Raw genomic sequence first — 14,668 nt, 5'->3', positions numbered from 1 at the left:
GCCGATGATCTTCGGCTCGCGCCGACGCATTCGGGGTCGCCGGGGTCGCTCTGGCCCGATGACACGGGGCCTCAGTGCGTTGAGTCGAGCCGTAGCTGTCGCGTGGCGCCGATCGCTGCAGCTGCGGGTCGTGGCGCTGACCCTTGGACTATCGCTAGCCGTCATCCTGGCGCTTGGCTTTGTGCTGACCAGCCAGGTCACCAATCGTGTCCTCGACATCAAGGTCAGGGCGGCGATCGACCAGATCGAGCGGGCACGCACCACCGTCAGCGGGATCGTCAACGGTGAGGAGACGCGCTCACTGGACAGTAGCCTGCAGCTTGCGCGCAACACTCTGACGTCGAAAACCGACCCCGCTTCGGGGGCTGGCCTCGCCGGTGCGTTCGATGCGGTGCTGATGGTGCCGGGTGATGGGCCGCGCGCTGCCTCTACTGCCGGACCCGTCGATCAGGTGCCCAACGCGCTGCGCGGCTTCGTCAAGGCCGGGCAGGCCGCCTACCAGTACGCCACGGTGCAGACCGAAGGTTTCTCCGGGCCGGCCCTGATCATCGGGACTCCGACGTTGTCGCGGGTGGCCAACCTGGAGCTATACCTGATCTTTCCGCTGGCGAGCGAGCAAGCCACGATCACGCTGGTGCGTGGCACGATGGCCACCGGCGGCCTGGTACTGCTAGTCCTGCTCGCCGGCATTGCGCTGCTGGTGTCGCGTCAGGTGGTGGTGCCGGTGCGGTCGGCGTCGCGGATCGCCGAACGTTTCGCCGAGGGACATCTGTCCGAACGCATGCCGGTGCGCGGCGAGGACGACATGGCCAGGCTGGCGGTGTCGTTCAACGACATGGCCGAGAGCCTGTCCCGACAGATCGCCCAGCTGGAGGAGTTCGGCAACCTACAGCGCCGGTTCACCTCCGACGTCAGCCACGAACTGCGTACGCCGCTGACCACGGTGCGGATGGCGGCCGACTTGATCTATGACCACAGCGCCGACCTCGACCCCACGCTGCGGCGGTCCACCGAGTTGATGGTTAGCGAGCTGGACCGATTCGAGACGTTGCTCAACGACCTGCTGGAGATCTCGCGGCATGACGCCGGGGTGGCCGAGTTGTCGGTTGAGGCGGTCGACTTGCGCACAACGGTCAACAACGCGCTCGGCAATGTGGGCCACCTGGCCGAGGAGGCCGGTATCGAGTTGCTGGTGGATCTGCCCGCCGAGCAGGTGATCGCGGAGGTCGATGCGCGTCGGGTAGAACGGATCCTGCGCAATCTGATTGCCAATGCCATCGACCACGCCGAACACAAACCGGTGCGGATCCGGATGGCCGCCGACGAAGACACGGTCGCCGTCACCGTGCGTGACTACGGGGTTGGGCTGCGGCCTGGTGAGGAGAAGCTGGTGTTTAGCCGGTTCTGGCGCTCGGATCCCTCACGGGTACGTCGGTCCGGCGGCACCGGGCTGGGTTTGGCGATCAGCGTCGAGGATGCCCGATTGCACCAGGGTCGGCTTGAGGCGTGGGGCGAACCCGGCGAGGGCGCCTGCTTCCGGCTGACGCTTCCGCTGGTGCGCGGCCACAAGGTCACCACCAGCCCGCTGCCCATGAAACCGATCCCGCAGCCAGTTCTGCAACCGGTCGCGCAACCGAATCCGCAACCGATGCCACCGGAATACAAGGAACGTCAGCGCCCACGTGAGCACGCGGAGTGGAGCGGTTGATGCGGCTGACAATTTTGTTGTTCCTTGGTGCAGTGCTGGCCGGCTGTGCCAGTGTGCCCAGCACGTCGGCCCCGCAAGCCATCGGAACCGTCGAACGTCCGGTGCCGTCGAATCTGCCCAAACCGAGCCCGGGTATGGATCCCGACGTGCTGTTACGCGAGTTCCTCAAGGCCACAGCCGACCCGGCCAACCGGCACCTGGCGGCGCGTCAGTTCCTCACCGAATCGGCTTCCAACGCCTGGGACGACGCCGGCAGCGCGTTGTTGATCGACCACGTGGTGTTCGTCGAAACCCGAAGCGCCGAGAAGGTTTCGGTGACCATGCGGGCAGACATTCTCGGCTCGCTCTCGGATGTGGGGGTGTTTGAGACCGCCGAGGGTCAACTGCCGGATCCGGGCCCGATCGAGTTGGTCAAGACGTCCGGTGGTTGGCGCATCGATCGCCTACCCAACGGGGTTTTCCTGGACTGGCAGCAGTTCCAAGAAACGTACAAGCGCAACACCCTGTACTTCGCCGACCCCACCGGCAAGACCGTGGTTCCCGATCCGCGCTACGTCGCGGTGTCCGACCGCGACCAGCTGGCCACGGAGCTCGTCTCCAAACTGCTGGCGGGTCCACGCCCGGAGATGGCGCGCACGGTGCGTAATCTGCTCGCTCCGCCGCTACGACTGCGCGGGCCGGTGACTCGGGCCGACGGCGGAAAGAGCGGAATCGGCCGCGGGTACGGCGGCGCGCGAGTCGACATGGAGAAGCTGTCCACCACCGATCCGCACAGCAGGCAATTACTTGCCGCACAGATCATCTGGACCTTGGCCAGGGCCGACATCAGGGGGCCGTACGTGATCAACGCCGACGGCGCCCCGCTGGAAGACAGGTTTGCCGAGGGGTGGACCACTTCCGATGTCGCGGCCACCGACCCGGGGGTGGCCGACGGTGCCGCCGCGGGGTTGCACGCCTTGGTGAACGGATCACTGGTGGCGATGGACGCACAGCGAGTCACCCCCGTGCCCGGGGCCTTCGGACGGATGCCGGAGCAGACGGCGGCCGCCGTATCACGCAGCGGGCGTCAGGTGGCCTCGGTGGTGACGCTGGGGCGCGGGGCTCCGGATGAGGCGGCGTCTTTGTGGGTCGGCGACCTCGGCGGCGAGGCGGTGCAGTCCGCCGACGGGCACAGCCTGTCGCGGCCCAGCTGGTCGCTGGACGACGCGGTCTGGGTGGTGGTCGATACCAACGTCGTGCTGCGAGCGATACAGGACCCGGCATCGGGGCAACCCGCGCGGATTCCGGTGGATTCGACCGCGGTGGCCAGCCGCTTCCCGGGGGCGATCAACGATCTTCAACTGTCCCGTGACGGGACGCGCGCCGCGATGGTGATCGGTGGGCAGGTGATCCTCGCCGGCGTCGAGCAGACCCAGGCTGGCCAGTTCGCCCTGACCTACCCTCGGCGGCTGGGTTTCGGGCTGGGTTCCTCGGTGGTGTCGTTGTCCTGGCGAACCGGTGACGACATCGTGGTGACACGCACCGACGCCGCCCATCCGGTGTCTTATGTAAACCTCGACGGGGTGAACTCCGACGCGCCGTCCCGCGGGTTGCAAACTCCACTGACGGCGATCGCGGCCAACCCGTCGACTGTGTATGTCGCCGGCCCGCAAGGGGTGTTGATGTACTCGGCGTCTGTCGAAAGCCGACCAGGCTGGGCGGACGTACCGGGGCTGATGGTGCCGGGGGCGGCGCCGGTATTGCCCGGATGAGTGCTGTGCCTGCGTTTTTCGCGACCTGAGCACACCGGCTACCCTCGCAGTGAGGAGGCGCTTGTTGATGTCGCCAAGAGTTCCCCGGCTGCGTTGGGATGATCCCTTCCGTGCCTTGGACATGCTGGCCTCGCTGTGGTCGTCGACCGGGATGTCGCTGGTCAGCGCGGGAGCCGCCCAGGCAGTTGCGGCGCCCTACCGGACGTTGTTCACCACCTTGCAGCAGCTGCTCATCGGCAAGGAAGTCACGGTTCGGATTGGGGACCATGACGTGGTGCTGACCGTCACCGAGCTGGACTCGGCACTGGAACCGCAGGGGCTGGCCGTCGGCCAGCTGGGCGAGGTTCGGGTGGCCGCTCGCGGCATCAGCTGGGATCAGCATCATTTGCACAGCGCCGTTGCCGTCCTGCGCAACGTGCACATCCGCCCGGGTGTGCCGCCGCTGGTGATCGCCGCTCCCGTCGAGTTGTCGTCCGCCCTGCCGACCGAGATTTTCGATGATGTGCTCCGTCAAGCGACGCCGCAGCTGCGCGGTGAGTTGTCCGAGAGCGGAGCGGCCCGGCTGCGCTGGGCGCGCCGGCCCGACTGGGGAGGTCTTGAGGTCGACGTCGACGTGGCGGGCACAACCTCCCAGACGACACTGTGGCTGCGACCGCGCACCGTGATCACCGGACAACGGCGGTGGACACTGCCGGCACGGACACCGGCCTACCGAGTGCCACTGCCTGAGCTGCCGCATGGGCTGCGCATCACCGACGTCAGCCTCGCAGCCGATTGTTTGCAGCTCTCTGCGTTGCTTCCGGAGTGGCGAACGGAGCTGCCGCTGCGTTATCTGGAAAGCGTGATTACCCAATTGAGTCAGGGTGCGCTCAGCTTTGTCTGGCCGCCGCTGCGCAGCGGCGCCGATTGACAGCACTGCTGTCACCGGTGACCGCGACACTTGGTGTGTGCTTGACCTCGTCCTGCCGCTGGAATGCGGTGGCTGCGGTGCGCCGGCGACCCGCTGGTGTGCCGCCTGTGCCGCCGAGCTGTCGGTGGCTGCCGGTGAACCGCACGTGGTGAGTCCTCGTGTTGACCCACAGGTGCCGGTGTTCGCGCTCGGCCGCTACGCGGGCGTGCGTCGTCAGGCGATCCTCGCTATGAAAGAGCACGGCCGTCGCGACCTCGTCGCGCCACTGGCGTGCGCGCTGATTGTCGGTGTCGACCACCTGTTGTCCTGGGGCATGCTCGAAAACCCGCTGACGATGGTGCCTGCGCCGACGAGACGGTGGGCGGCGCGACGGCGTGGGGGTGACCCCGTCAGCCGGATGGCGCGGATTGCGGGTGCCACCCTTGGGCGCCACCATGACGTCACCGTCGTCCCGGCGCTGCGGATGCGAGCGCTAGCCCGGGACTCGGTAGGTCTTGGGGCGTCCGCGCGCGAGCGCAACATCACGGGTCGGGTGCTGTTGCGGGGCCAGCGGCCGCGCAACGAAGTCGTGCTCGTCGACGACATCATCACCACCGGGGCGACGGCGCGCGAGTCGGTCCGGGTCTTGCAGGCCGCCGGTGTGCGGGTGGGTGCCGTGTTGGCGGTCGCGGCCGCGTGAGGATCTGCCTGAGCCGGTGCAGTTGCCAAGACAACGTGAAGAACTCGAAACAGGTCGGTCAATTTGGTGGCACGGTGAGCCGAACACGGGCTAACGTCGAGATCAACCTTTAACGACTCACGCTCGCGCTTCCCAGGTTGAATCAGCATCCCGCGATAGGAGGTGAGCAATCGACATCTTGCTCCGGCGGGCAGCCTGCGGCGGTAACTTCTCCAACCGCTCCCACCCCGTCGGCGCGTCTCCCCGAAGGCCAGGCACGCAGGGCGCGTGTGACGTGGAAAGAGAAACGAGTTGTCACGTATGTCAAGGCTAGCCGTGGATTCAGGTCAGGTTCTGGCCGAACCGAAATCAAACGCTGAGATCGTGTTCAAGGGCCGTAATGTCGAGATCCCCGACCACTTCCGCATCTACGTTTCGCAGAAACTCGCCCGCTTGGAGCGGTTCGACCGGACCATCTACCTGTTCGACGTCGAACTCGACCACGAACGTAATCGCCGCCAGCGCAAGTCCTGTCAGCGCGTGGAGATCACCGCGCGTGGGCGAGGGCCGGTGGTGCGAGGTGAGGCCTGCGCCGACAGCTTCTATGCCGCGCTTGAATCAGCGGTCGTCAAACTGGAGAGCCGGCTGCGCCGCGGTAAGGATCGCCGCAAGGTGCACTACGGCGACAAAACCCCGGTTTCGCTGGCCGAGGCGACCGCGGTGGTGCCAGCGCCGGAGAACGGCTTCAACACCAGACCAGCCGAGGCACACGATCACGACGGTGCCGTCGTCGAGCGGGAGCCTGGGCGGATCGTTCGCACCAAAGAACACCCGGCCAAGCCGATGTCGGTCGATGACGCGCTCTACCAGATGGAGCTGGTTGGACACGACTTCTTCTTGTTCTACGACAAGGACACCGAACGGCCGTCGGTGGTCTACCGCCGGCACGCCTACGACTACGGCTTGATCCGTCTGGCGTGATCGGCGGCGCGCGCCGCGTCGTCACCTACCATGGGAGTCGCCTTATCTAAAGACTCCTACACATGCGGGGACATAGCTGTGCTGTCGAAGTTGCTGCGCCTTGGCGAAGGTCGCATGGTCAAGCGCCTCAAGAAGGTGGCCGACTATGTCGGCACTTTGTCCGACGATGTCGAGAAACTCACCGACGCCGAGCTGAGGGCGAAAACCGACGAGTTCAAGCGGCGGCTGGCCGACCAGAAAAACCCAGAAACCCTCGACGACCTGTTGCCCGAGGCCTTCGCCGTGGCCCGCGAGGCCGCCTGGCGGGTGCTGGACCAGCGGCCGTTCGACGTGCAGGTGATGGGTGCGGCCGCCCTGCACCTGGGCAACGTTGCCGAGATGAAGACCGGTGAAGGCAAGACCCTGACCTGTGTGTTGCCCGCTTACCTCAATGCGCTGGCCGGCAACGGCGTGCACATCGTCACCGTCAACGACTACCTGGCTAAACGCGACAGTGAGTGGATGGGCCGCGTGCACCGCTTCCTCGGGCTTCAGGTCGGGGTGATTTTGGCCACCATGACACCCGATGAACGCCGGGTGGCCTATAACGCCGACATCACCTACGGCACCAATAACGAGTTTGGGTTCGACTACCTGCGCGACAACATGGCGCACTCACTGGATGATCTGGTGCAGCGCGGGCACCATTACGCCATTGTCGACGAGGTCGATTCCATCCTGATCGACGAGGCCCGCACCCCGCTGATCATCTCCGGTCCCGCCGACGGCGCCTCCAACTGGTACACCGAGTTCGCCCGGTTGGCGCCGCTGATGGAAAAGGACGTCCACTACGAGGTCGATCTACGCAAACGCACCGTCGGCGTGCACGAGAAGGGTGTGGAATTCGTCGAAGACCAGCTCGGCATCGACAACCTGTACGAGGCCGCCAACTCGCCGTTGGTCGGCTATCTCAACAACGCTCTGAAGGCCAAAGAGCTGTTCAGCCGCGACAAGGACTACATCGTCCGCGATGGTGAGGTGCTCATCGTCGACGAGTTCACCGGCCGGGTGCTGATCGGCCGCCGCTACAACGAGGGCATGCACCAGGCCATCGAGGCCAAGGAGCACGTCGAGATCAAGGCCGAGAACCAGACGCTGGCCACCATCACGCTGCAGAACTACTTCCGGCTCTACGACAAGCTCGCCGGCATGACCGGCACCGCCCAGACGGAGGCGGCCGAGCTGCACGAGATCTACAAGCTGGGCGTGGTCAGCATCCCGACCAACATGCCGATGATCCGTGAAGACCAGTCCGACCTGATCTACAAGACCGAGGAGGCCAAGTACATCGCGGTGGTCGACGACGTCGCCGAGCGCTACGCGAAGGGACAGCCGGTGCTGATCGGCACCACCAGCGTGGAGCGCTCGGAGTATCTGTCGCGGCAGTTCACCAAGCGGCGCATCCCGCACAATGTGCTCAACGCCAAGTACCACGAGCAAGAGGCGACCATCATCGCGGTGGCGGGCCGCCGCGGCGGCGTCACCGTCGCCACCAACATGGCCGGTCGCGGCACCGACATTGTGCTGGGCGGCAACGTCGACTTTCTCACCGATCAGCGGCTGCGCGAACGCGGCCTGGATCCGGTGGAGACGCCCGAGGAGTACGAGGCGGCCTGGCACTCCGAACTGCCCATCGTCAAAGAGGAAGCCAGCAAGGAGGCCAAGGAAGTAATCGAGGCCGGCGGCCTGTACGTGCTGGGCACCGAGCGCCACGAGTCGCGGCGGATCGACAACCAGTTGCGTGGCCGGTCCGGCCGCCAGGGGGACCCCGGGGAGTCGCGCTTCTATTTGTCGCTGGGTGACGAGCTGATGCGCCGCTTCAATGGCGCGGCCTTGGAGACCTTGTTGACCAGGCTGAACCTGCCCGACGACGTGCCGATCGAAGCCAAGATGGTCACCCGGGCCATCAAGAGCGCCCAGACCCAGGTCGAGCAGCAGAACTTTGAGGTCCGCAAGAACGTCCTCAAATACGACGAGGTGATGAACCAGCAGCGCAAGGTCATCTACGCCGAGCGCCGGCGCATCCTCGAAGGCGAAAACCTCAAGGACCAGGCGCTGGACATGGTCCGCGATGTCATCACCGCCTACGTCGACGGCGCGACCGGCGAAGGCTATGCCGAAGATTGGGATCTGGACGCGTTGTGGACGGCACTCAAAACCCTCTATCCGGTGGGGATCACCGCCGACTCGCTGACCCGCAAGGACCACGAATTCGAGCGCGACGATCTCACCCGCGAGGAGTTGCTGGAGGCACTACTCAAGGACGCCGAACGTGCCTATGCCGCACGGGAAGCCGAACTCGAGGAAATCGCCGGCGAGGGTGCGATGCGCCAGCTGGAACGCAACGTGCTGCTCAACGTCATAGACCGTAAGTGGCGTGAACACCTCTACGAGATGGACTACCTCAAGGAGGGTATCGGGCTGCGCGCGATGGCGCAGCGCGATCCGTTGGTCGAGTACCAGCGTGAGGGCTACGACATGTTCATGGCCATGCTCGACGGCATGAAAGAGGAATCGGTCGGCTTCCTGTTCAACGTCACCGTGGAGGCGGTCCCCGCCCCGCCGGTTGCCCCGGCTGCCGAACCCGCAGAGCTTGCCGAATTCGCCGCCGCGGCCGCAGCCGCCGCGCAGCAACGCAGCGCGGTCGATGGTGGCGCGCGCGAAAGAGCTCCAAGTGCATTACGCGCCAAGGGTGTTGCCAGCGAGTCGCCCGCTTTGACCTATTCCGGTCCCGCGGAGGATGGCTCGGCTCAGGTGCAGCGCAACGGCGGTGGAGCCCACAAGACGCCGGCCGGAGTGCCGGCCGGTGCTAGCCGGCGCGAGCGGCGCGAAGCCGCCCGCCGACAAGGCCGCGGCGCCAAGCCGCCGAAATCGGTCAAGAAGCGTTAGCGCGTAGGTTGCAGATGGGTGTATCGGTTTCTCAGTTCCCAGAAGTCACTTCCCGGCACACCCCGCGCCCCGGCGCGCATGCACATTTCGTTGCACGGCGGCAAGGGGTTCGCTAATCTCACCCGTCGTCGCCGACCTTCGTCGGCGTCGGTTCTGCTGGTAGCGGGGTTCGGCGCTTTCCTGGCGTTTCTCGACTCGACAATCGTCAACATCGCGTTCCCGGATATCCAGCGTTCCTTCCCGTCCTACGACATCGGGAGCCTGTCCTGGATTCTGAACGGCTATAACATCGTCTTCGCCGCCTTCATGGTTGCGGCCGGCAGGTTGGCCGATTTGCTGGGCCGCAGACGGACATTCCTGTCCGGTGTGCTGGTGTTCACCATTGCGTCCGGGCTGTGCGCCGTCGCCGGCAGTGTCGAGCAGTTGGTGGCGTTCCGGGTGCTGCAGGGCATCGGGGCTGCGATACTCGTGCCTGCTTCGCTCGCACTGGTCGTTGAGGGCTTCGACGCGGCGCGCCGCGCGCACGCTATCGGCCTGTGGGGTGCGGCGGCAGCGATCGCGGCTGGCCTGGGCCCGCCGATCGGCGGGCTCCTCGTGGAGTGGGCCGGCTGGCGGTGGGTGTTACTGGTCAATGTTCCGCTGGGCATCGTCGCGGCGATCGCCACCAAGCGCATGCTCGTCGAGAGCCGCGCCTCGGGCCGGCGCCGCATGCCTGACTTGCGCGGTGCGCTGCTGCTTGCGGTAACGCTCGGGTTGGTTACCCTCGGTTTGGTCAAGGGGCCGGACTGGGGTTGGTTGAGCGTGGCCACCGTCGGTTCGTTCCTGGCCAGCGTCCTGACCTCGGTTGGGTTCGTGCACAGCTCGCGGTCGCACCCCGCGCCGCTGGTCGAGCCGGCGCTGTTGCGTAGCCGGTCGTTCGTGGCGGGCAACCTGCTCACGCTGGTCGCCGCAGCGGGTTTTTACTGCTATGGCCTTACCCATGTGCTTTACCTCAACTATGTGTGGCACTACTCGCTGCTGAAGGCGGGTTTCGCGATCGCGCCCGCTGCGGTGGTGGCTGCCGTGGTGGCGGCGGCGCTGGGTCGGGTTGCCGGTCGGCATGGGCATCGCGTCATCGTCCTCGTTGGTGCGCTGGTCTGGGCCGGCAGCCTGGTGTGGTATTTGCAGCGTGTCGGGTCCGAGCCGGATTTCCTCCGCGTGTGGCTGCCGGGCCAACTGCTGCAGGGCATCGGTGTCGGCGCGACGTTGCCGGTGTTGAGCAGTGCAGCGCTGGCCGAGGTCGCCAAGGGCGGCAGCTATGCCACCTCGTCGGCGGTCGTTAGCACCACTCGCCAGCTCGGTGCGGTGCTCGGTGTCGCGGTGATGGTGATCTTGATCGGTAAGCCGGAGCACGGTACTGCCGAGGAGGCGTTGCGGCGCGGATGGGCTATGGCTGCCATCTGTTTCATCGCGGTGGCTGTCGCGGCCGCGGTGCTGGGTAGAACCAACCGCAACCCCGTCCAGATGCCGGCGCCGGAGCCCGCGATCGCGCCGCGGTTGGAGCCACCGATTCCCCAGCCGGCGGCCGCGCCGATTGAGCATTGGGCGGCCGGTGACGCCGATCCGCTGGGGAATCTGCCGCTATTTGCCGGCCTGGACGCGGCCACCTTGGCACAGCTCGGGGAGCACGTTGAGGACGTCGAGTTGGAGGCGGGTTGCTATCTCTTCCACGAAGGTGACCCGTCCGATTCGCTTTACGTGATCCGCACGGGTCGCGTGCAGGTGCTGCAGGACAGCATCGTTCTCAAAGAACTGGGTCGCGGGGAGGTTCTCGGGGAGCTTGGGCTACTTATTGACGCGCCCCGGTCCGCGACGGTCCGGGCGTTGCGCGACACCAAGCTAGTGCGGCTCACCAAGGCACAGTTCGACGAGATCGCCGACCATGGTGCGCTGGCGGCGTTGGTAAAGGTGCTGGCAACGCGGCTGCGGGAGGCACCGCCACCGGCGACTGACTCGACGTCGCCTGAGGTGGTCGTTTCGGTGATCGGAGTGAGCGGCGACGCGCCCGTGCCGGCAGTGGCCGCTGGCCTGCTTACCGCGCTGTCGGCGCGGTTGCGTGCCGTTGACCCCGGCCGGGTCGACCGCGACGGCCTTGATCGCGCGGAGCGAGTCGCCGACAAGGTAGTGCTACATGCCGCGGTCGAGGATGCCGGCTGGCGGGACTTCTGCCTGCGCGTCGCCGACCGGATAGTGCTGGTCGCGGGAGATCCCAACCCACAAGCCGCGCGGCTGCCGGCGCGTGCGCGGGGTGCCGACCTCGTGCTGGCCGGTCCGGCCGCCAGCCGGGAGCACCGGCGTCAGTGGGAGGAATTGATCACGCCGCGATCGGTTCATGTGGTTCATTACCGACGCATCTTGGAAAACGTACGCCCGCTCGCCGCACGCATCGCCGGCCGCTCGATCGGTCTAGTCCTCGGCGGCGGTGGCGCGCGCGGCTTTGCGCACCTCGGGGTTCTTGACGAGCTAGAGCGGGTCGGGGTCACCATCGACCGGTTCGCCGGCACCAGCATGGGGGCGGTTATTGCGGTGTTCGGAGCGTGCGGTATGGACGCGGCAACAGCGGACGCCTACGCATACGAGTACTTCATTCGGCACAATCCGCTCAGTGACTACGCGTTTCCGGTCAGGGGGCTAGTCCGTGGTCGACGGACGCTGACCCTGTTAGAAGCAGCGTTCGGGGACCGACTGGTCGAGGAGCTGCCAAAGGAGTTCCGTTGCGTTAGCGTCGATTTGCTTGCCCGCCGACCGGTCGTACACCGCCGAGGCCGACTCGTCGATGTCATTGGGTGTTCCCTTCGGCTGCCGGGCATCTATCCGCCCCAGGTCTACAACGGTCGACTGCATGTGGATGGCGGTGTGTTAGACAACCTTCCGGTCTCGACCCGGGCAAGTCCTGATGGCCCATTGATCGCGGTGAGCATCGGCTTAGGTGGTGGCGGGCCGGGCTCGGCTCGACAGGACGGCTCGCCAAAAGTGCCAGGAATCGGCGACACCTTGATGCGCACGATGACAATCGGCAGCCAGCGTGGGGCGGATGCCGCACTCAGTCTTGCGCAGGTCGTTATCAGACCCGACACCGGTGCTGTTGGGCTGCTGGAGTTTCACCAGATCGACGCCGCCCGCGAGGCGGGACGCGTTGCGGCCCGCGAGGCCATGCCGCACATCATGGCACTGTTGAATCGCTGATTGGCGCCAATCGGGCCGAACGCCCCAGCTGCACACTCCTGCGGAGCAGAATCAGGTTATGAAGCGTTATTTGACGATCATTTACGGGGCCGCGAGCTATCTGGTATTCCTGGTTGCCTTCGGGTATGCGATCGGTTTCGTCGGCGACGTAGTGGTGCCACGAACCGTAGATCACGCGATCGCGGCGCCGATCGGCCAGGCGGTCGTGGTCAACTTGGTGCTGCTGGGCGTGTTCGCCGTCCAACATAGCGTGATGGCACGACAGGGTTTCAAACGCTGGTGGACTCGATTCGTGCCGCCCTCGATCGAGCGCAGCACCTATGTACTGCTGGCCAGCGTTGCGCTGTTGTTGCTGTACTGGCAATGGCGAACGATGCCGGCGGTCATCTGGGACGTGCGGCAGCCGGCTGGCCGGGTGGCGTTGTGGGCGTTGTTCTGGCTCGGGTGGGCCACGGTGTTGACGTCGACTTTCATGATCAATCATTTCGAATTGTTCGGCCTACGGCAGGTGTATTTGGCTTGGCGCGGAAAGCCGTACACCGAGATCGGTTTTCAGGCTCATCTGCTCTACCGGTGGGTACGCCACCCGATCATGCTCGGATTCGTCGTCGCGTTCTGGGCGACGCCCATGATGACGGCGGGGCACTTGCTTTTCGCGATCGGCGCGACGGGCTACATCTTGGTCGCGTTGCAGTTCGAAGAGCGCGACCTACTCGCGGCGCTGGGCGACCAATACCGCGATTACCGCCGCGAGGTGTCGATGTTGTTGCCGTGGCCGCACCGGCATACCTGAGTCAACGAGATTGCCCGTACCGCTTCTATCTTGGCCGCATTTCGTCAAGGATTGACTCCTATGGACGTCAAGGAGGTGCTGCTGCCGGGGGTGGGCCTGCGATACGAGTTCACCAGCTATCGCGGTGACCGGATCGGCATCGTTGCCAGGCGCAGTGGCGGTTTCGACGTCGTCCTGTATGGCCGCGATGATCCGGACGAAGCCCGACCGGTTTTGCGGCTCACCGATGAAGAGGCCGAGGCGGTGGCTCAGATTCTGGGTGCGCCGAGGATCGCCGAGCGATTTACCGAGCTGACGCGTGAGGTGCCCGGGCTTAAGGCCGGTCAGATTCACATCCGGGCGGGTAGCTTGTTTGTGGACCGGCCGCTGGGTGATACCCGTGCGCGCACCCGTACCGGCGCGTCGATTGTGGCGATCGTGCGTGACGAGGATGTGTTGGCCTCGCCGGGCCCGACTGATGTGCTGCGAGCCGGAGATGTCCTCATCGTGATCGGCACCGAGGACGGGATCGCCGGGGTCGAACAGATCGTCGAAAAGGGCTGAACCGGTGGAGGTTTCGAGGGCGCTGTTGTTTGAGCTCGGCGTCCTGTTGGCGGTGCTTGCGGTGCTGGGTGCAGTGGCACGACGATTCGCGTTGTCGCCGATTCCGGTGTATTTGTTGGCGGGTTTGTCGTTAGGCAATGGCGGCATCTTGGGGGTGGCCGCCGCCGGTGAGTTCATCGCTACCGGTGCGCCCATCGGTGTCGTGTTGTTGCTTTTGGCCCTGGGTCTGGAGTTTTCTGCGACCGAGTTCGCCAGCAGTCTGCGCCACCACCTGCCGTCGGCGGGTGTCGATATCGTCCTCAACGCCACGCCCGGTGCGGTGGCGGGCTGGCTTTTGGGGTTGGACGGTGTTGCCATCCTCGGTCTGGCCGGGGTCACCTACATTTCCTCCTCGGGTGTGATCGCGCGGCTGTTGGAGGACCTGCGTCGGCTCGGCAACCGGGAAACGCCGGCTGTGCTGTCGGTGCTGGTGCTCGAAGACTTCGCGATGGCGGCCTACTTGCCGCTGTTCGCGGTTCTCGCGACAGACGGCAGCTGGCTCGAGGCGGTCGTGGGCATGACGGTGGCGATCGCCGCTTTGCTTGGGGCGTTCGCGGCGTCGTATCGTTGGGGTCATCATGTCGGCCGGTTGGTGACTCATCCTGATTCCGAACAATTGTTGTTGCGGGTGCTGGGCATCACCTTGATCGTGGCGGCGGTGGCCGAGTCGCTGCACGCGTCGGCGGCTGTGGGTGCGTTTCTGGTAGGCCTCACGCTTACCGGGGAGACCGCAGACCGGGCACGCATGGTGCTGACTCCGCTGCGTGACTTGTTCGCCACGATCTTCTTCCTGGGAATCGGCCTGTCGGTTGACCCGGGAAAGCTCGTTTCAATGCTTCCGGTAGCGCTGGCCCTGGCCGCTGTCACCGCAGCGACCAAGGTGGCCACCGGGATGTTCGCTGCCCGGCGGGAGGGAGTGGCACGGCGTGGGCAGCTGCGTGCTGGCACCGCGCTCGTTGCCCGGGGGGAGTTTTCTTTGATCATCATCGGGCTGGCCGGTGCCTCGATCCCGGGGGTTGCCGCCTTGGCCACGGCGTATGTGTTCGTCATGGCGATCGTCGGTCCGATACTGGCCCGCTACACCGGCGGTGGGCTGCCGGCCGCCGCAGTAGCTTCGAACTAGGGTGTGGGC

At 65.8% G+C, this 14,668-nt stretch carries 10 protein-coding genes; all 10 read left to right on the top strand.

Annotation, left to right across the window (positions count from 1 at the left end; all coding sequences use genetic code 11):
• The first annotated feature begins 4 nt into the window (after positions 1 to 4).
• Positions 5 to 1,708, top strand: coding sequence for a two-component system sensor histidine kinase MtrB (mtrB, locus tag FF952_RS17130; protein ID WP_003416988.1), 1,704 nt, complete (start codon positions 5 to 7; stop codon positions 1,706 to 1,708).
• Entirely contained in the window at positions 1,708 to 3,459 is a 1,752-nt protein-coding gene (gene lpqB, locus FF952_RS17125) for an MtrAB system accessory lipoprotein LpqB (RefSeq protein ID WP_003416969.1), read from the top strand. Before mtrB ends, lpqB begins: the two co-directional genes overlap by 1 nt.
• Positions 3,460 to 3,526: 67 nt before the next feature.
• Positions 3,527 to 4,369, top strand: a complete 843-nt coding sequence (locus FF952_RS17120; RefSeq protein ID WP_003416966.1) for an LmeA family phospholipid-binding protein — start codon at positions 3,527 to 3,529, stop codon at positions 4,367 to 4,369.
• Positions 4,370 to 4,406: 37 nt separating this feature from the next.
• The gene (locus FF952_RS17115; protein ID WP_003416963.1) at positions 4,407 to 5,048 is read left to right on the top strand and encodes a ComF family protein; all 642 of its coding nucleotides are present in this window, start codon (positions 4,407 to 4,409) and stop codon (positions 5,046 to 5,048) included.
• A gap of 315 nt (positions 5,049 to 5,363) precedes the next feature.
• Entirely contained in the window at positions 5,364 to 6,008 is a 645-nt protein-coding gene (hpf, locus tag FF952_RS17110; protein WP_003416957.1) for a ribosome hibernation-promoting factor, HPF/YfiA family, read from the top strand.
• 78 nt (positions 6,009 to 6,086) lie between these two features.
• Complete coding sequence (gene secA / locus FF952_RS17105) at positions 6,087 to 8,936, top strand: preprotein translocase subunit SecA (RefSeq protein WP_031656837.1); 2,850 nt, start codon at positions 6,087 to 6,089, stop codon at positions 8,934 to 8,936.
• Between the two features lie 78 nt (positions 8,937 to 9,014).
• Positions 9,015 to 12,161, top strand: coding sequence for an MFS transporter (locus FF952_RS17100; RefSeq protein ID WP_003900661.1), 3,147 nt, complete (start codon positions 9,015 to 9,017; stop codon positions 12,159 to 12,161).
• A 58-nt stretch (positions 12,162 to 12,219) separates the two neighbouring features.
• Positions 12,220 to 12,954, top strand: coding sequence for a methanethiol S-methyltransferase (gene mddA, locus FF952_RS17095; RefSeq protein ID WP_003416945.1), 735 nt, complete (start codon positions 12,220 to 12,222; stop codon positions 12,952 to 12,954).
• A gap of 60 nt (positions 12,955 to 13,014) precedes the next feature.
• Positions 13,015 to 13,497 carry a cation:proton antiporter regulatory subunit gene (locus tag FF952_RS17090; protein WP_003899982.1) on the top strand — a complete coding sequence of 161 codons (483 nt, stop codon included), beginning with the start codon at positions 13,015 to 13,017 and terminating at the stop codon, positions 13,495 to 13,497.
• A 4-nt stretch (positions 13,498 to 13,501) separates the two neighbouring features.
• Positions 13,502 to 14,659, top strand: coding sequence for a cation:proton antiporter (locus FF952_RS17085; RefSeq protein ID WP_003416933.1), 1,158 nt, complete (start codon positions 13,502 to 13,504; stop codon positions 14,657 to 14,659).
• The last annotated feature ends 9 nt before the right edge of the window (positions 14,660 to 14,668 follow it).

This window comes from Mycobacterium tuberculosis complex sp. N0072, assembly GCF_030323725.1.
Taxonomy (GTDB): domain Bacteria; phylum Actinomycetota; class Actinomycetes; order Mycobacteriales; family Mycobacteriaceae; genus Mycobacterium; species Mycobacterium tuberculosis.
This window is presented reverse-complemented; position numbering and strand designations above follow the sequence as displayed.

Bases quoted from the DNA above. Each gene is read 5' to 3' on its own strand.
- lpqB (WP_003416969.1), top strand. From the start codon at position 1,708: ATGCGGCTGACAATTTTGTTGTTCCTTGGTGCAGTGCTGGCCGGCTGT.
- mtrB (WP_003416988.1), top strand. From the start codon at position 5: ATGATCTTCGGCTCGCGCCGACGCATTCGGGGTCGCCGGGGTCGCTCT.
- FF952_RS17100 (WP_003900661.1), top strand. From the start codon at position 9,015: ATGCACATTTCGTTGCACGGCGGCAAGGGGTTCGCTAATCTCACCCGT.
- FF952_RS17090 (WP_003899982.1), top strand. From the start codon at position 13,015: ATGGACGTCAAGGAGGTGCTGCTGCCGGGGGTGGGCCTGCGATACGAG.
- mddA (WP_003416945.1), top strand. From the start codon at position 12,220: ATGAAGCGTTATTTGACGATCATTTACGGGGCCGCGAGCTATCTGGTA.
- FF952_RS17120 (WP_003416966.1), top strand. From the start codon at position 3,527: ATGTCGCCAAGAGTTCCCCGGCTGCGTTGGGATGATCCCTTCCGTGCC.